12 protein-coding genes, 8 tRNA genes and 2 riboswitches are annotated in these 17,752 nt (G+C 48.9%); of the genes, 19 read left to right on the top strand and 1 reads right to left on the bottom strand.

The window, feature by feature from the left end:
• The first annotated feature begins 47 nt into the window (after nt 1-47).
• The 12 genes from M3630_RS30140 (at nt 48) to guaA (ending at nt 7,278) form a co-directional block, all read left to right on the top strand.
• Nucleotides 48-124: transfer RNA gene (locus tag M3630_RS30140), tRNA-Asp, on the top strand.
• Between the two features lie 35 nt (nt 125-159).
• Nucleotides 160-235 (top strand) — tRNA-Phe (locus M3630_RS30145).
• Between the two features lie 18 nt (nt 236-253).
• A tRNA-Thr gene (locus M3630_RS30150) sits at nt 254-329 on the top strand.
• Between the two features lie 4 nt (nt 330-333).
• Nucleotides 334-408 (top strand) — tRNA-Gln (locus M3630_RS30155).
• Between the two features lie 5 nt (nt 409-413).
• Nucleotides 414-489: transfer RNA gene (locus M3630_RS30160), tRNA-Lys, on the top strand.
• A gap of 67 nt (nt 490-556) precedes the next feature.
• Nucleotides 557-638: transfer RNA gene (locus tag M3630_RS30165), tRNA-Leu, on the top strand.
• A 51-nt stretch (nt 639-689) separates the two neighbouring features.
• Nucleotides 690-765: transfer RNA gene (locus tag M3630_RS30170), tRNA-Gly, on the top strand.
• A gap of 7 nt (nt 766-772) precedes the next feature.
• A tRNA-Arg gene (locus tag M3630_RS30175) sits at nt 773-849 on the top strand.
• A gap of 196 nt (nt 850-1,045) precedes the next feature.
• On the top strand, nt 1,046-1,999 hold the full coding sequence (locus M3630_RS30180; RefSeq protein WP_251254629.1) for an AAA family ATPase: 954 nt from the start codon (nt 1,046-1,048) through the stop codon (nt 1,997-1,999).
• A 14-nt stretch (nt 2,000-2,013) separates the two neighbouring features.
• Nucleotides 2,014-3,219 carry a DUF58 domain-containing protein gene (locus M3630_RS30185; protein ID WP_251254630.1) on the top strand — a complete coding sequence of 402 codons (1,206 nt, stop codon included), beginning with the start codon at nt 2,014-2,016 and terminating at the stop codon, nt 3,217-3,219.
• A gap of 4 nt (nt 3,220-3,223) precedes the next feature.
• Nucleotides 3,224-5,458 (top strand): transglutaminase TgpA family protein, encoded by a 2,235-nt coding sequence (locus M3630_RS30190; RefSeq protein ID WP_251254631.1) that lies wholly within the window; start codon nt 3,224-3,226, stop codon nt 5,456-5,458.
• 20 nt (nt 5,459-5,478) lie between these two features.
• Nucleotides 5,479-5,581: riboswitch (purine riboswitch) on the top strand.
• Nucleotides 5,582-5,739: 158 nt separating this feature from the next.
• Nucleotides 5,740-7,278, top strand: a complete 1,539-nt coding sequence (guaA, locus tag M3630_RS30195; protein WP_251254637.1) for a glutamine-hydrolyzing GMP synthase — start codon at nt 5,740-5,742, stop codon at nt 7,276-7,278.
• A gap of 68 nt (nt 7,279-7,346) precedes the next feature.
• Here the strand turns inward: guaA and M3630_RS30200 are convergent, their stop codons facing one another.
• Nucleotides 7,347-7,832, bottom strand: coding sequence for an NTF2 fold immunity protein (locus M3630_RS30200; RefSeq protein ID WP_251254632.1), 486 nt, complete (start codon nt 7,830-7,832; stop codon nt 7,347-7,349).
• A 137-nt stretch (nt 7,833-7,969) separates the two neighbouring features.
• Nucleotides 7,970-8,071, top strand: a riboswitch (purine riboswitch).
• Between the two features lie 178 nt (nt 8,072-8,249).
• Here M3630_RS30200 and M3630_RS30205 point away from each other — a divergent pair.
• The 7 genes from M3630_RS30205 (at nt 8,250) to purB (ending at nt 17,458) form a co-directional block, all read left to right on the top strand.
• Nucleotides 8,250-9,626, top strand: coding sequence for an NCS2 family permease (locus M3630_RS30205; RefSeq protein WP_221866750.1), 1,377 nt, complete (start codon nt 8,250-8,252; stop codon nt 9,624-9,626).
• 294 nt (nt 9,627-9,920) lie between these two features.
• The gene (locus M3630_RS30210; protein ID WP_251254633.1) at nt 9,921-11,222 is read left to right on the top strand and encodes a histidine--tRNA ligase; all 1,302 of its coding nucleotides are present in this window, start codon (nt 9,921-9,923) and stop codon (nt 11,220-11,222) included.
• 59 nt (nt 11,223-11,281) lie between these two features.
• Nucleotides 11,282-12,778 carry a M1 family metallopeptidase gene (locus tag M3630_RS30215; RefSeq protein ID WP_251254634.1) on the top strand — a complete coding sequence of 499 codons (1,497 nt, stop codon included), beginning with the start codon at nt 11,282-11,284 and terminating at the stop codon, nt 12,776-12,778.
• Nucleotides 12,779-12,797: 19 nt separating this feature from the next.
• Nucleotides 12,798-14,336 (top strand): M1 family metallopeptidase, encoded by a 1,539-nt coding sequence (locus tag M3630_RS30220; protein ID WP_251254635.1) that lies wholly within the window; start codon nt 12,798-12,800, stop codon nt 14,334-14,336.
• 181 nt (nt 14,337-14,517) lie between these two features.
• On the top strand, nt 14,518-15,006 hold the full coding sequence (gene purE, locus M3630_RS30225) for a 5-(carboxyamino)imidazole ribonucleotide mutase (protein ID WP_219662984.1): 489 nt from the start codon (nt 14,518-14,520) through the stop codon (nt 15,004-15,006).
• Nucleotides 15,003-16,166: a 5-(carboxyamino)imidazole ribonucleotide synthase gene (gene purK / locus M3630_RS30230; protein ID WP_251254636.1), complete on the top strand. Its 1,164-nt coding sequence runs from the start codon at nt 15,003-15,005 to the stop codon at nt 16,164-16,166. The genes purE and purK overlap by 4 nt, the downstream gene beginning before the upstream one ends.
• Nucleotides 16,163-17,458 (top strand): adenylosuccinate lyase, encoded by a 1,296-nt coding sequence (purB, locus tag M3630_RS30235; RefSeq protein ID WP_173610737.1) that lies wholly within the window; start codon nt 16,163-16,165, stop codon nt 17,456-17,458. Before purK ends, purB begins: the two co-directional genes overlap by 4 nt.
• The last annotated feature ends 294 nt before the right edge of the window (nt 17,459-17,752 follow it).

The following is a 17,752-nucleotide window of genomic DNA, read 5'->3' on the forward strand; positions in this document are numbered from 1 at the left end:
ATAACCCGAAGGTCGCAGGTTCAAATCCTGCTCCCGCAACCAAATATGGAGCTGTGGTGAAGTTGGAGTTCACGCCGGTCTGTCACACCGGAGGTCGCGGGTTCGAGTCCCGTCAGCTCCGCCATTTTTCTTAAAGAATGGCGAAGATCAATCACAAATGGCTCGGTAGCTCAGTCGGTAGAGCAGAGGACTGAAAATCCTCGTGTCGGCGGTTCGATTCCGTCCCGAGCCACCATTAATTAAATTCAACAACGCCGGTATAGCTCAATTGGTAGAGCACCTGACTTGTAATCAGGGGGTTGTGGGTTCAAGTCCTATTGCCGGCACCACCATTGGGGTATAGCCAAGCGGTAAGGCAACGGACTTTGACTCCGTCATTCCTAGGTTCAAATCCTAGTACCCCAGCCATTTGCGAGCCATTAGCTCAGTTGGTAGAGCATCTGACTTTTAATCAGAGGGTCGAAGGTTCGAGTCCTTCATGGCTCACCAGTTTTTTAGCTGAAGAAGCAAAGCTGCGTGATAGTAACAGTAATGCATTTTCTGTTCTAAGTAAAATGCGGGTGTGGCGGAATGGCAGACGCACCAGATTTAGGTTCTGGCGGGCAACCGTGGGGGTTCAAGTCCCTTCACCCGCACCATACTATGACAGAAAGCTTTGCCCTCAGTACAAACCTCATAAGATGTAACATGCGGACGTAGCTCAATTGGTAGAGCGTCGCCTTGCCAAGGCGAAGGTCGAGGGTTCGAGACCCTTCGTCCGCTCCATTTATTTGTGCCCTTAGCTCAGCTGGATAGAGCGTTTGACTACGAATCAAAAGGTCGGGAGTTCGAATCTCTCAGGGCACGCCATATATCATATGAAACCGAAGAGTAGGAATAGATCCTACTCTTTTTTTTATAATGACTTGTGTATTTTTGCAAATTTTAAGCATTTTTCCCTTGTATCTCCTATTTGCATCCATTACTTTAGAATTACACTGAAAGCATGGAGGAACAGCTGTTACAAACCTGCGGAAGAATATCATGGAACAGGAGTTGTATCAACATGAACCCTATCAAATTGGAACAAGTAAATCCTGCAATAGCCAGTTTAATCGATAATATAGAAAAAGTACTGATTGGGAAACGCTCTGTAATTGAGCTCATGGTAGCGGCTGTTCTTGCGAATGGTCACGTTTTGCTCGAAGATGTACCAGGCGTTGGGAAGACCATGATGGTACGTGCATTGTCCAAATCAATCAGCGGTGACTTTAAACGTATTCAATTTACCCCAGATTTGTTGCCAACGGATGTGACAGGGGTTGCTATCTTTAATCAAAAAAGTCTGGAGTTTGAGTTCCGTCAAGGGCCGATTTTTGCAAATGTCATTCTTGCAGACGAAATCAACCGGACTTCGCCGAAAACACAATCCGCACTCTTGGAAGCCATGGAAGAGCGCTCGGTGACAATCGATGGTGCTACGTATCGATTAGCAGAGCCGTTTTTTGTGATGGCTACGCAAAACCCATTAGAGTATGAAGGGACCTTCCCATTACCTGAAGCTCAATTAGACCGATTCTTCATGCAAGTAAGCTTGGGATATCCAACGGTAGAGGAAGAAATGCGGATGCTGTCCAGATTCTCGGCAGCGAATCCATTGGAAGAGCTTCAGCCGGTTATGACTACTGCCGAGCTTGCGGAGCTTCAACGTCAGGTATCGACGGTCAAAGTATCGGAAGGTATAAAAGAATACATCGTGCGTCTATGTCATCGTACGCGTGAGCATCATCATATTTATCTAGGCGTGAGCCCGCGCGGTTCTCTTGCTCTTTTCCGGGCTGTTCAGGCGTTGGCCTTCGTTCGTGGACGTGACTATGTCATTCCAGATGACGTAAAGGAACTCGTTCCAGTAGTGTTTGCACACCGTATGATTGTGAAACCAGAAGCAAGACTGGAAGGAGCAACCGTAGATCGGGTGTTGGCTATGATCTTGTCTGAGACCCGTGTCCCGGTAAGCTAAGGCGGTGATTGCAGATGAGACAGCAAAGGTGGGGTAAGCTCAAGGCGATTGCATTAGTCCTGGTCACTTTTGTATTCGCAAAATTTCAAGGTGGCTTCTCAAGCTGGTTTCTTTTCTATAGTAGTTTGGTGTTTCTCCTGTATGAAATTGTCGCTTATGTACTCATGTTCACGAAGCTAGAAGTCGAGCGTGAACTAGATCGCAACCGTCTACAAGATGGGGAGGATGTCATTGTAACGATACGCCTGCGTCGGAGAATTTGGTTTCCACTCGGCTGGAATATGGTTATGGAGCCATTGCCGGCGAGGCTGGCTGGCGTGTATGAGCCGCATCGACAACTGATATTCCCGTGGTTCAAAAGGGAAGTCGAGTTTCGCTATGTCATACCCAATGTACCACGGGGATACTATCGTCTCGATGAATGTGTAGTGAGCGGCGGGGATTTTTTTGGATTTTTTGAGCGCCGCAAGGTTTATTCGATTTCGCAGGAGTTTCTCGTTTATCCAAAATACAAAGAGTTGACCCATTGGGCCCTGGGTGACGGTAGCTTCAGTGGGACGGTGCATGTTTCCCATCGACACTCTGACGACGTAGCAGCAGTACGCGGCGTAAGAGACTATCATCGGGGCGATCGGTTGAGCCAAATTCATTGGCGAGCTTCCGCACGGGGGACGGGTTTGAAAACGAAGGAATTTGAGCATCAGGCGATGAATCAGGCTGTCTTTTTCCTCGATGTGGAGAAGGCGAGCTACCATGGGAAGCCTGTGCACTTGTTCGAAACAGCGGTAAAGCTAGCCGCGAGTCTGATCGCTTATGCCAATCGGAATCAATACCATTATGGCCTCGTGTACAAGCAAGCAGATCGCATATCGATACCACCAGGTTTGTCCCATGCCCATTTCCTCAGAGTTTTTGATCAGTTAGCTCGTGTCGCACCAGAAGGACAAGAGTTATTTGCAAGAATTGTGGGAAGAGAAGCATTGGAGCAGTCCCAAGGTGTTACTTTGATTATTATTACACCGCATGTAGAAAAAACGTTGATCAGTCGTTTGATAGCACTCGCTCAAAAAGGCAGACGGGTGCAGTTGTTTCTCATGCAGAACGAGTCAATGATTTCGCATGAACAAAAGCAAGCGTTGCAGTTGCTTGGCGCAAACAAAGTAACATGTACGTCTATCCACATGGATGATCAAGAGTGGAAACGGATTGGAGGTGCATAGACTCATGAGCGTTTGGAAGCGTCCAACGATTTGGGAATGGGTCTTGGCCCTTTTTCTGTTCCTGATGTTAAGAGAGTGGCTGATTCCTCTACAGACATTAACGGATACGAGCGTTCTGTGGCCGTTTTATGCGATTGTGGGTGGAGTCATTATCATTGACTTGTTGGTCCCTTATCGGTGGTTAACCTTGCCGATCAAGGCCCTGGGGCTAATGGTGCTTTTGCATGCTACTTTATTTGACAAACCGTTTTTTGACTCGGAATGGATTGGCGAATTATACGGGCAGATGATCCATGATCTTCCGTTAGCGTTTCAACAGGATTGGGCCAGCATGTCGATCTTGTCGCGGAATACGATGTTTGATCTCATCCTGGTGTTGTTAGCGACGATGTTAACGTACCTCGTGCTGGAACAACGGCAAGGGTTATGGTTTGTCTTTTTGACGGAACTGTATTTGGCTGTGCTGGATACGTTTCTCCCGTATGATGCCAGTGCAGGGGTTGTACGGACGCTGATTATTGGTTTCCTGATGCTGGCCATTAGCCATCTGATGAAGATGACGAACATCGCAACTCTGGCAGGGAAAAGAAGCCGAATGATGCTCAACTCGCTCCTGGCTTCGGTGTTGGTCATTATGGCTTGCATAGGCATCGGTTATGCTGCACCGAAGTCAGGACCGTCATGGCCTGATCCGATCGCCCTTTTAACAGGGAAAGGAAACGATACTCCTGTTGGCGTGATGAAAAAAGTAGGATACGACAACAACGATGAACGGTTGGGCGGTCCTTTCCTGCAAGATAACACACTCGTGTTTATTGCAAAGACGAACGAGCGTAGCTATTGGCGTGGTGACTCCAAGGACGTGTATACGGGAGTTGGCTGGGAAAAAGGCGATAGAGAGTATGAGTCAATCCTGGACCCGCAAACCTATACATGGGAGAATACCTTGTTCCAAGGACTTGAAACGAAGAAGGTTCAAGCTACTTTAGAATTTAAAGGCCCGCAGCAATTTCCGACTGTCTTTTATCAAGGTCAGCTGAAAAAGGTGAGCAACTACGCTCCACCAGAGGCAACCGTTGTTTATGACAAAATGAATCAGCAACTCGAAGTACGGGCAGGAAAGATCAACTTGGTTCAGCTGAGTGAGAAAAACGGTCGGCCAGAGTACGGCCCCAATCCGCTTTTGCTCAAACTGAATCAATACAAGGTCGAGGCAGAAGTACCGATAGTCAGTGAAAAGGCCGTGACGAATGCGGGAACGAACTATCCGGATGATATCAAAGAGCGCTATTTGCAGGTGCCAGCTTCGGTGCCTCCGCGAGTAAGAGAGCTCGCTGCAACGATTACCAAGGATGCGAAGACTCCTTATGACAAAGTGAGAGCGATCGAGAATTACTTGCGCTCAAGTGGAAAATATAAGTATGAAACGAAAGACGTTCCAGTCGCTGCTGAAGGTCAGGATTTTGTCGATCACTTCCTGTTTGACAGCCTTCGAGGGTACTGTGACCATTTTTCCACTTCGATGGCCGTTATGCTTAGAACCCTGGACATCCCGACACGTTGGGTCAAGGGCTTCGCACCAGGTGAACGAGTGGGAACAGATGCGTTTAACTACGAGACTGTAGAAGTGCGCAATAGGGATGCTCACTCGTGGGTAGAGGTATACTTCCCGGGGATTGGTTGGGTTCCTTTTGAAGCGACGAGTACATTCATGTCACCTGTTCGGTTTAATTATGATCTGGTCACGTCAAAGCCGGAGATCCCTGTTCCATTGCCAAACATGGCGAATCAAACAGACATCGATCGTGGAAATGGACGTTTCAATGAGCTGGAAGAGGGAGACAACCTAGCAGGTAGTGGGATTAAAATTCCATGGCAAGTAAACGCGGGATTGGCAGTAGTTGCTGTCGTGGCCGGAATTGTCGCGTGGCGTCGCAGACAAGACATCCAGCTATGGTGGATGCGTAGGCAGCTAAATCAAGAGCGAAGCAGTGAGTTCCCGGATCGGTACCATCTGCTGATGCGGATGATGGAGCGAGTCTACACGCGCAGACAGCCAGGAGAAACGTTGCGGGAGTACGTGGGCAGGATGACCCTACCGGCAGACAAGCGACAAGACCTGCGCTATTTGACGGAGCTGTATGAACGTACCGTGTATGGCTACAAACAAATGGAACAAAATGCGAGAACAATAGCAGAGCAAATACTCGAACGGTTAATCCGTCAATTGAAGCCTTGAACAATGCCGTTCCATCTGCTAGAATGACGATCAATGAGACTCGTATAATGATCAGGAATAGGGCCTGAAAGTTTCTACCGCTAGACCGTAAATTTGGCGACTACGAGGAGAGCACATCGGATTTTTGTACATGCAAACCGCACATGTGTACACAAGCTGGGACGTTGCCTCCGTATTGTTTATCGGAGATAGCAGTCCCGGCTTTTTTGCAAATATGCGACAACTTCGCATGGCATGCCGACACTTGCACGTCCTGTATGTTACAGGAGAAGGGGGATATGATGGACAAGTCAATGGAAATGGTCGTCGTACTCGATTTCGGAGGCCAGTATAATCAGTTGATCGCGCGCCGTGTCCGCGATCTGGGTGTTTACAGTGAACTGATACCGTTCAATACACCTGTTGAAAAGATTAAAGAGATGAATCCAAAAGGGGTTATTTTCTCTGGCGGACCTGCTAGCGTATACGAAGAGGGAGCACCAACTGTAGACCCGGCGATTTTTGATCTGGGCTTGCCTGTATTGGGTATTTGCTACGGGATGCAGTTGATGAGCCATTTGACGGGCGGAAAAGTAGAACGTGCGGGTAAACGCGAGTACGGAAAAGCTGAATTGCGTATGCAGCAAAAACACAGCTTGTACGACAAATGGGATACAAGCGAAATCGTGTGGATGAGCCACTCTGACAAAGTAGTGGAGCTCCCAACCGGATTTGTCATTGATGCGGTAAGCGACAGCTGCCCGGTAGCTGCGATCAGCAACCTTGAGCGCCAGCTGTACGGCGTACAGTTCCATCCAGAAGTAGTTCATACCCAAAAAGGTACTGAGTTCATTGGAAACTTCCTGTTCAACATTTGTGGATGTGAAGCGACTTGGAGCATGACGACGTTCATCGAGGACGAGCTGGTTCGCATTCGTGAAACAGTCGGCAACAAGCAAGTACTGTGTGCGTTGAGCGGCGGTGTGGATTCTTCCGTAGTAGCAGCGCTGATTCACAAAGCGATTGGCGATCAATTGACGTGCATGTTCGTTGACCACGGTCTTCTGCGCCAAGGGGAAGCAGAAGGGGTAATGGAGACATTCGCTGAGAAATTCTCCATGAAAGTGATCAAGATCGATGCTCGCGAGCGTTTCATGAGCAAGCTCAAAGGTGTATCTGACCCAGAGCAAAAACGCAAAATCATTGGTAACGAGTTTATTTATGTATTCGATGAAGAAGCAGCGAAGCTGACAGATATGGACTTCTTGGCACAAGGCACGCTGTACACCGATATCGTGGAGAGCGGGACAGCCACTGCCCAAACGATCAAATCGCACCATAACGTAGGCGGTTTGCCAGAAGACATGAAGTTCACGTTGATTGAACCATTGAAAACATTGTTCAAAGACGAAGTACGCAAACTGGGTACTGAGCTGGGCTTGCCAGATGAGATTGTTTGGCGTCAGCCATTCCCAGGACCAGGCCTCGGCATTCGCGTTTTGGGTGAAGTGACGGAAGAAAAACTGAAGATCGTTCGTGAATCCGATGCGATCTTGCGTGAGGAGATTGCCAAGGCAGGTCTCGAGCGGGAAATCTGGCAGTACTTCACGGCTTTGCCAAACATGACGACTGTAGGGGTAATGGGAGATGTTCGTACGTATTCTTACACAGTAGGGATTCGTGCGGTAACGTCCATCGATGGTATGACCGCTGACTGGGCGCGCATTCCGTGGGATGTTTTGGAGAAAATCTCTGTGCGTATCGTGAATGAAGTAGACAATGTAAACCGCATTGTGTATGATATAACGTCCAAACCACCAGCAACCATTGAGTGGGAATAGGAGCAAAAATGACTCTCTTTTATTTGCGTGATTTGCGAATAAAAGGGAGTTTTTTTTATGACCCAGAATTACCTCGTTCCATACATCATGAGAAGCTCTCCATTTTCTTTTGCAAGAGCAATATAAATGACCCCGCCTAGCCATCCCGGAGGAAGCGTTCCTTCGATTATCCACGCTTCTGCAATAGGGTTGTAGCTAATAGCGAAGGGAGTTTCCTCCAAAAACTGAGAATAGTGCTCCGCTAAATAGGAGAAGATTGCCGTTGCAACTGCATGTTCATCTGCAAGCTCACCAAAAGCAATTTCATCTCCAAACCGATTTTGTTGGAGAAGAGTGTCGCGATCGGCGAAATAGAGTTCAAACCTCCCAAATAAATTCTCATCATACAAATCACGTTCTACAAAGCCATATTCGATGACCTTTTCCCTTGGATGAACGTTGTGCTTGCTCTTTTTCTTATCGTCGACCCGTACTGTGATTTGATTGACTCGAAGCCGGTCACGTTCTTGTTCCTGCTTCGCTATTATTTGTTCCCAAGCATCCATAAAGTTCATTTTGGATCACCTCCATCTGGTTATGAATTATAACACAGGCCTTCTTAGAAAATATCCGGATATTAAACTCTTTATAAAAATGAACGTTCGTATTTTCGTTGACATTCCCTATGTCACCTGATACACTTCTCAATGTGAGTAGGTAATATAGGAAGGTTCGTATATTCTTGAGAATATGGCTCAAGAGTTTCTACTTGGTCGCCGTTAACGACCTGGCTACGAACAAAATGTCATCGGGATCTGATTTTGTTATTATATTTGGAATTATTCCCGGAGTGTTTTGTTTGACGGTCAGGCGCATGATAAGAGCGTCCGGGCCTTTTTTTTGTGAAAAACGTCTCGACGTTTTTCGTTTACGGTCGGCAAAAAACAGATAGACTGTTTTTTGCAACAAGATTAGTATGGGGGGACTTATAGGTGCGGAAGTATTTCGAGTTTGACAAGCTAGGCACCAATTACCGTCGCGAAATCATCGCAGGTATCACTACTTTTTTGGCAATGGCCTATATCTTGGCTGTCAATCCATTCATTCTCAGTGGTGCGGATTTGCCGCCTGATTTGAAAGCAAACTACCCTGAATTTGGGGCAGTCTTTACCGCAACGGCGTTGGCTGCTGCTCTCGGTACACTGTTAATGGGTATTCTCGGACGTTTGCCGATCGGTCAAGCTCCGGGAATGGGTTTGAACGCATTTTTCACTTATACCGTCGTTCTGACGATGCAAATTCCTTGGCAACAGGCTTTGGCTGGCGTATTCCTTTCTTGTACGATCTTTTTGATTCTGACCCTGACAGGGGTTCGTGAAGCGATCATCAAAGCGATTCCACAAAGCTTGAAGTACGCAGTTTCAGCAGGGATTGGTCTTTTTATCGCGTTTATAGGTTTGAAAAACGCGGGTATTATTGTTGCAAATGATGCCACCTTCGTAGCACTGGGACATCTGACCTTCTATCACGAGGGCATGAAGCCGGAAGCAATTTTGGCAGCGAAAAATGCATTGCTTGCTGTGTTTGGTTTGATCGTGACGGTCATCCTGCTTTCTCGCAAAGTCAATGCAGGTATCTTTATCGGAATGTTGATTACAGCGATTACCGGGATGTTTTTCGGACTGGTGAATCTGCCTGAGCAAGTCGTTTCTGCACCACCGAGCCTTGCTCCTACATTCGGTGCTGCGTTTCAATATCTCGGTGATCCATCCGCATTGTTCACCGTGAATATGCTGATTGTTGTTTTGACTTTCTTGTTTGTGGACTTTTTCGATGCGACGGGTACACTCTTGGGTGTAGCGAACCAAGCTGGATTGCTCCGCGAAGACGGCAACTTGCCGCGGCCAGGAAAAGCACTCGCTTCCGATGCGATTGCAGGTATGGCAGGTGCGGTTCTCGGTACATCTACCACTACAGCTTATGTTGAGTCGACAGCAGGGGTAGCGGCAGGCGGACGCTCCGGATTTACCGCAGTTGTCACAGGGATTATGTTCCTGCTGGCGTTGTTCTTCTCACCGATTCTTGCGATTGTCACACCTGCGGTTACAGCACCAGCGCTCATTATCGTCGGTGTTCTGATGGCTTCTCACATTGCAAAAGTGGCTTGGGATGACCTGGATGAAGCGTTCCCAGCATTCCTGACCATTTTGTTGATGCCATTGACTTACAGTATTGCAACAGGTATTGCGACGGGCTTCATCGTTTATCCGGTGATGAAGGTAATGAAAGGCAAGGCTCGCGAAGTACATCCGGCGATGTATGTGCTGTTCTTCGTCTTCCTGGCGTATTTCATCTGGTTGCGCGAATAGGATTTTTTGGAAACCAAGCTCTTCGTCTACTGGACGGGGAGCTTTTTTTACGCTATGATAGGAAAAATCTTTTTTCACGGAAGGATGGACCGATTCCCATGAAAGGTCTTAACATGTTCCTTCAACAGCATCACCACACGTAGAGCGTTTGTATCTTCGGAAATTTTTCCGCAGGTGCAAGCGCTTCTTGTGCTTCGTGCCTGCGGTGGTGTATTTAGGAAGCCATGCGGGCAGGAAGTTGCCTTGCATGGCTTTTTTGATTTTCTGTATCTGATAAAAGAAAGGGTGTTCCTCATGGAAAACGAAGCATTAAAAACGGTAAAAGGGACAAAAGATTTCATGCCGCAGGAGCAAATGCAACGAAACCGGATACGAAGGACGCTTGAGGCTGTATTCGAGGCATACGGCTGCAAACCATTGGAAACGCCTATGCTGCAGCACTATGAATTGCTGGCATCCAAGTACGGCGGAGGGGATGAGATCTTGAAGGAAGTGTATCGCTTGAGCGACCAAGGAGATAGAGAGCTCGGTCTGCGCTATGACTTAACCGTCCCGTTGACGAAGGTAGTGGGGATGAATCCTGAGATGCGAATGCCGTTCAAGCGGTATGAGATCGGAAAAGTATTTCGGGACGGTCCAGTAAAAACCGGACGTTTGCGCGAATTTATTCAATGCGATGTCGATATCGTGGGAACAACATCGGTGCTGGCTGAAGCAGAATTGCTCAGTATGGCGTTTGAGGCATTCAAGCGGTTGGGGCTCGACGTGTACATTGAGGTCAACAACCGCAAGTTGTTATCTGGGGTGCTTCAGGAGCTGGGAGTTCCCGTAGAGCGGGCCGGGGATGTCATGCTGTCGCTGGATAAGCTCGAGAAAATCGGCGTGGACGGAGTGCGTGATGACTTGCGGGAACGAAACGTCGAGGAGTCACTCGTTTTGGCGATTACCTCTTTCCTGCAAGAAGGGGTGATTACACTGGATCTGTTGACAGAGCGCTTTACATCCCCGCTAGTTCAGGAAGGGATTCGGGAGCTCCGTGAAATGCTTGCCTATGTAACAGGAGCGGGTGTGGACGGGGAGCTTCGTTTCTCGCCATTTCTGGCAAGAGGCTTGGGGATCTACACAGGAATTGTGTATGAGATCTTTTTGCAGGATGGAAGTATAACGTCTAGTATCGGCAGTGGGGGACGTTACGATCAGATCATTGGTCGGCTTTTGGACGATGGAAGAGAGTATCCCGCTGTAGGGATTTCGTTTGGATTGGATGTCATTCTTGCAGCGCTGGCAAATCGCAACACGGAAGAACAAAAAGCTGCCGATGTGCTCGTCATTCCCCTCGGGACAGAAGCATCCAGTCTTGGTCTGGCCAATCGATTGCGCGAGAGCGATATTAGAGTCGAGCTGGAGCTGACAGGTAGACGGCTGAAAAAAGCACTTGATTATGCAAACAAGGAAGGCTTTGCTTTTGCACTGATCTACGGGGAAAACGAAGTGAACAGCGGGCAGGTCGTCGTCCGAGATATGCGAGAGGGAACGGAACAGCCGGTTCCTTTGGAGTTGGTTGAAAAGTGGCTGTCCGACAAGCTGTCAGGGTAAAGAGGAAAGATAGTCTTTCTCTTCCATTTTTTGTACAGTAGAGAAAAGGGGGAGATGGCGTGAAGAAATGGGTCTCAATGGTCGGTGGTAGCTTATTGTTTTTGACGTGGATGTTGCCTGTAAATGCTGAGGAGGGTACTGCGCTTACGCGTAAACCGCTCTATCAGGCTGATGTGCGAATTGATCCAATCAAGAAAGAAGTGGCAGGAACCGTAACGATTACCTTTTGGCCAAAAGACCCTTCTCGTGCCTATCTCCATCTTTACCCGAATGTATTTACAGAAGAGCATCAAGGCATGCTATGGGAGGAACTTTTAGGCAATGGCCCAACGCTTGGAACATACACTAATAAAAAGCTAATGGTCGATGGTGTCGCGGTTGTCGGCAACAAGACGAAAGACCTGAACATACTCGAAGTACCGCTAGAAGGACAGGCGGGCCTACGAAAGATTGAGATGGAGTTCGAGATGACTCTTCCGCGAAACGACGGCAGGATGTCGTACGATGACCAATCAATCTGGCTGGGGAACTGGCTCCCGGTTCTTGCGGTGTACGACAAGGAAGGCTGGCATCTCGATTCATACGAGCCTGTCGGTGATCCATTCTACAGTGAGAACGCAGATTATGAGGTAAACGTGACGCTGCCAAAAGACTATCAACTGGCGAGCACAGCGCCAGACAAGGCTGCGAAACAGGTTTCTGCTGGTGAGGGAGAAAAGACGATACAGCTCGGTGCAGAAAACGTGAGGGATTTTGCCCTCGTTGTTATGGATGCCTCTTATCAGCGAACGGAAACGAAAGTGGGCGAAACTCTCGTCCGAACATGGTGGCGGAAAACAGATGATCCGGCATCTGCTGAACAGATTCATGAAGCAGCAGCGAAGTCTCTCGCCTATTTTCATCATCAATTGGGTGCCTATCCATATACCGAATTCGATGTGGTAAGGACTGGTGGAGCGATTAACGGGATGGAGTATCCGGCATTGGTTTTTCTGGACGGGCGTCATTTCCTTTCTGGTGAAGAAACAGGTATCGTCACGGTTGTCCATGAGACGGCACACCAGTGGTTTTACGGCTTGCTCGGAAATAATCAGGTAAAGGAAGCATGGCTGGATGAGGGATTCACGGAGTACGTGACGCTCTCGTATTTATCTCAGCAAGACCCGCTGGTGGGAGCGGAACGGGTGCGCAGACGGCTGGAGCAGGGCACCTCTGTTCAGTATTACGTGGCAGAGGAACTGCGCCCTTGGCAAGAGCTGTCTGCATTTCCTGATAATCAGAGTTATAGCGATCTCGTTTATTCCCGTCCGTCCTCGATGCTGTGGCTGTTGCAGGGAGCCTGGGGAGAAGAAAGGGTACATGACGTGTTGAAGCAGTACGTCGAGAAGTACCGTTATCAGGTGGTGACCGGAAAGGAATGGGAAGCATTTCTATCTGAGATGGCGGGAGAAGATGCGGGCGCTTTCTTGGATTATTGGCTGAAAGTAGACATGTCCCAGCAGGAACAGGCAGCAGCTTGGCTGGAGCGCCAACGTCTCAAGCACCAGAAGAAGTAATCAAAGGCAGGGGAGCACGATGTGGCGGAAGCATTGGGTGGTCATCTTGGCAGTAGGAGTCGTTTTGACTGTATTCTTGACCGTCCGGCCTTGGACAGGGCAGGCTGGCTTAGATGCTCACGAGATTGTGCCGATTGTTCACAGGCAGGCTGCAATCACTTACAAGGCCGATGTTCAGATCGATATGAACAACCACGTGGTGAAAGGCATGCTGACGGCTCGTTTTGTCCCAACAGATGACCAAGCTTTTTTTCATTTATACCCCAATGCTTTTTCAGCGAATGCCGCTCTCAGTGGAGAGAACTGGGAGTTTTTGCTGGGCAAACAGCGTGAGCCTGGTGGTATCAAGATAAGCGCTGTACGGGTAAACGGAAAAAGTGTTGGCGTACAGTATGCGGGAAAGGCGAATGCGCTTTTACAAGTGCCTCTCCCTGGAAGAACATCGTCTGTCGAGACGGTGGTAGAGATGAATTTTCAGCTCGAGGTTCCTTATAACAACGGGCGAATGTCTTACCATGATCATGCGATGTGGCTGGGGAACTGGCTGCCGATTCTGGCGGTCAAGGATGCAGGAGGCTGGCGGCTTGATCCTTATTCCGCGATTGGCGATCCTTTTTACTCGGATGTGGCAAATTATCATTTGCGTGTGCAGTTATCAGAGGGGTACCAGCTTGCTACGAGTGGATTGGAGAGCGTGGCTGTCATCACCGAGACGAGACCGCAACGGCAAAAGATCTATGAGGTGGACGCATGGAACGTTCGGGATTTTGCCCTTGTCGTCATGGACGATACGTACCAACCCATATCTGGCAAGGTCGGAGAAACTATCGTACGTACATGGGTGCAGAAAAGTGATGACCCGCAAAACGTAAAACGAATACATGAGACTGCCAGAGAGTCCCTCGACTATTACGGAAAACAGTTCGGGGTGTATCCATATAAGGAATACGATGTTGTCAAGACAGGCGGCTTCTTTGGGGGAATGGAATACCCGAGCCTTGTCTTTATTGCCCAGGAGTATTTTGACCGTAGCGATGCCATGGGGGAAGCGGTCGTAGCGCATGAAACGGCACATCAATGGTTTTACGGGTTGGTTGGAAACGACGAGGTGCGAGAGGCTTGGCTGGATGAGGGACTGACGGATTATGCGACGATGGCATTTTTGCAGCAAAAGTCCCCTCTACGCTCACAGGCGTATATTCAGATGCGGCAAGGCCAAGCACGTGCAGCGGAAGGATATGCGAACCAAGGAGTCACTGCAAAGTCGTCCGTGGATGCTTTTCCAGACTGGAGGAGCTACAATGACCTCGTCTACGGACGAGCGGGTGCCATGTGGTGGAACTTGAAGGAAAAATGGGGAGTCGAACGACTGCATCAGATGTTGCGTCAATATGTACGGGATCATCAATACAAGCAGGCGAATGGGGAGCAAATCACAGCGCTATTGACTGAAGCTGCCGGGGGGGATGCCAGTCCCTATTTGGATTATTGGCTTCAGGTCCAGCTAGAGAAAGCCGAAGCGGCAAACAATTGGGTAGAAAAAGGCAAACACGAATAATTTTTAACCGATCATTTTTAAATGTTCGGAAACGAGGTTGACAGGCAAACTTTCTCCCTGCTACACTGAATACGTTGAGTGAAAACGAGTTCGAATAGCCCAGGCGATGAGAGCGGTGCGAAAAGCCGTTAGTCGGTTGGGTTTTCTTCTGATGTTACAAAACGTAGGGGGCGAATGGTTCATGCTACAGCCTTTGGTAGGAGTCATTATGGGCAGTACGTCAGACTGGGAAACAATGAAGGAAGCTTGCGTAATTTTAGACGAATTGCAGGTACCGTATGAAAAGAAGGTCGTGTCTGCACACAGAACGCCAGACTTGATGTTTACGTATGCCGAGACTGCTAAAAGTCGCGGCTTGGAAGTCATTATTGCGGGTGCGGGCGGGGCAGCTCATTTGCCAGGAATGGTGGCTGCCAAGACAGAGTTGCCTGTCATTGGTGTGCCGGTAAAATCATCCAACTTGAATGGTCTCGACTCGCTATTGTCGATTGTGCAAATGCCAGGGGGCGTGCCTGTGGCAACGGTTGCGATCGGAAAAGCTGGAGCCATCAACGCAGGGTTATTGGCTGCGCAAATTTTGGGGATCAAATATCCAGACGTACAAGAGCGGTTCGTGCAAAGACGTGATGATGTACGCAATAAGGTGCTGGAGGCTAGTGAACTCGAATGACAACCAAAGACCGTAAGCAAATCAAACCAGGATCGACCTTAGGAATACTCGGCGGAGGACAGCTTGGACGGATGATTGCTCTTGCGGGACGAGCTATGGGCTACCGCTTTGTCACAATGGACCCGACAGCAGACGCACCATGTGGCCAAACAGCTGATCGGCAAATTGTCGCCAGCTACGATGACGTAGAAGCAGCGATGCAGCTTGCCTCGGTCAGTGATGTCATCTCTTATGAATTTGAAAATGTCGATGCGCAGGTGGCTGAAGTGTTGGAGAGCCGCGCTTATGTACCGCAGGGAAGCCGACTTTTGCGTATCACCCAAAACCGAATTCGGGAAAAGACCGCTATTCGCGAGATCGGAATCCCGGTTGCTCCGTTTTGTGTCGTGAATAGCTTGGGAGATTTGCAGAACGCCGTGCGTGAATTGGGGCTGCCTGCTGTCATGAAGACAGCAACTGGTGGCTATGACGGAAAAGGACAATGGGTATTGAGAAGTGAGGCAGAGCTGGCGGAGGCGTATGAAACGTTGTCCAAAGCAGGTACAGAGCTGATCGTGGAACAATTTGTACCATTCCAAATGGAGCTGTCTGTGATTGCTGCACGCAATCCTGCGGGAGAACTGGCTGTTTTTCCTGTGTCAGAAAATATTCATCAGGAAAACATCCTGCACCTGAGCATTGTTCCAGCTCGTATTTCGGCTGAAGTAGCCGCTCGCGCGGAAGAAATTGCTCGCACGATTGTAGAAAAGCTGGATGTGGTCGGGCTCATTGCAGTTGAGCTGTTTTTGACTGAAGATGGTCAGCTGTATGTCAATGAATTGGCGCCGCGACCGCACAACTCCGGGCATTTTACCATGGATGCTTGTGTGACCTCGCAGTTTGAGCAGCATGTTCGGGCGGTTTGCAATTTGCCTTTGGGATCTACAGAGTTGCTCTCGAGCGTCGTGATGGTTAATATTTTGGGAGAGCATCTACAGCCTGTCATCGATCAGATCGACAAGCTACCGCGCACAGCCAAGCTCCATTTGTACGGAAAAGCAGAGAGTAAGGCCAAGCGAAAAATGGGGCATATCAATGTGCTCGCCCCTACTGTAGAAGAAGCGCTCACCCTGATTGATGAGCTGAAAATCTGGACGAATACATCGGAGGTATTATCATGATCGAACGTTATTCCCGACCGGAAATGCGCGCCATTTGGACGGAAGAAAACAAATTCAAAGCGTGGCTGGAAGTAGAAATTCTCGCGTGTGAAGCATGGTCCAAGCTGGGCGTCATTCCTGAGGAAGACGTGAAAAAGCTGTGGGATAAAGCTACTTTTGACATTAACAGAATCTATGAGATCGAAGAGGAGACACGCCATGATGTAGTGGCGTTTACCCGTGCGGTATCGGAAACCTTGGGCGAAGAAAAGAAGTGGGTGCATTACGGACTGACTTCTACCGATGTGGTGGATACTGCGCTGTCATACCTGCTGCGTCAGGCTAATGAGATTTTGGAGAAGGATATCGAAGACTTCATCGAGATTTTGGCTGACAAAGCTCGTGAGCACAAGGATACGGTTTGCATGGGCAGAACGCATGGTGTGCATGCGGAGCCTACGACTTTTGGCTTGAAGCTGGCCCTGTGGCATGAAGAAATGAAGCGCAACCTGGCGCGTTTTCAGGCTGCGAAAAAAGAAGTGGCGTACGGCAAAATCTCTGGCGCAGTTGGAACATACGCAAACATCGATCCGTTCGTGGAAGCGTATGTGTGCGAGAAGCTGGGGCTGTCTGCAGCACCTATCTCTACCCAAACCTTGCAGCGTGATCGCCACGCCGAGTACATGGCGACATTGGCACTAATCGCAACTTCTTTGGAGAAATTCGCAACAGAAATTCGCGGTCTGCAAAAGAGCGAAATGCGCGAGGTGGAAGAAGCATTTGCCAAAGGTCAAAAAGGTTCTTCTGCAATGCCACACAAGCGCAACCCAATCGGAAGCGAAAATATTTGCGGACTGGCTCGTGTCATCCGTGGTCACATGCTCACTTCCTATGAAAATGTTTCCCTCTGGCATGAGCGGGATATTTCCCACTCCTCTGCGGAGCGCGTGATTTTGCCAGATGCGACGCAAGCATTGAACTACATGCTGCGCCGTTTCATGAACATCGTGAAAAACTTGACGGTGTTCCCAGAGAACATGAAGCGCAATATGGACCGTACCTTTGGATTGATCTACTCGCAGCAAGTGATGCTCAAGCTGATTGAAAAAGGCATGAGCCGCGAGCAAGCCTATGACACGGTACAGCCTCGTGCGATGCAGGCGTGGGAAGAGCAACGCTCCTTCCGTGCGATTGTCGATGAGGATGCGACTGTCAGCTCCACACTGTCCAAGGAAGAGCTGGATGAGTGCTTTGACTATCGTTACCACCTGAAGCATGTGGATACGATTTTCCAACGTCTTGGATTGATATAAATGCAAGTGCCCTCGAATTTTTCGGGGGCTTTTTTTTATTCAGAAACCGTAGTGGGGGAGAAGCGCATTTCCAGTCTACGCTTCGGCCTACGCCCTGCTGGGGGATTGACTGTCCGCTTCGGAATAAATGGCGGGAGCGCTTCAAACGTAGAAATTTCGATGAAGGGTTTCATAAGTTATTATGAACGAGGACAGCCCCTATTCGTAACTTCGTAGGTTACTCTGGCTACACTAAGGGCAAGTACGCCAATAGACAGAGCGCTACAATACGAAAGGAGCTGCTACTTATGAAGG

Source organism: Brevibacillus sp. MER 51 (genome assembly GCF_023714195.1).
Lineage (GTDB): Bacteria > Bacillota > Bacilli > Brevibacillales > Brevibacillaceae > Brevibacillus.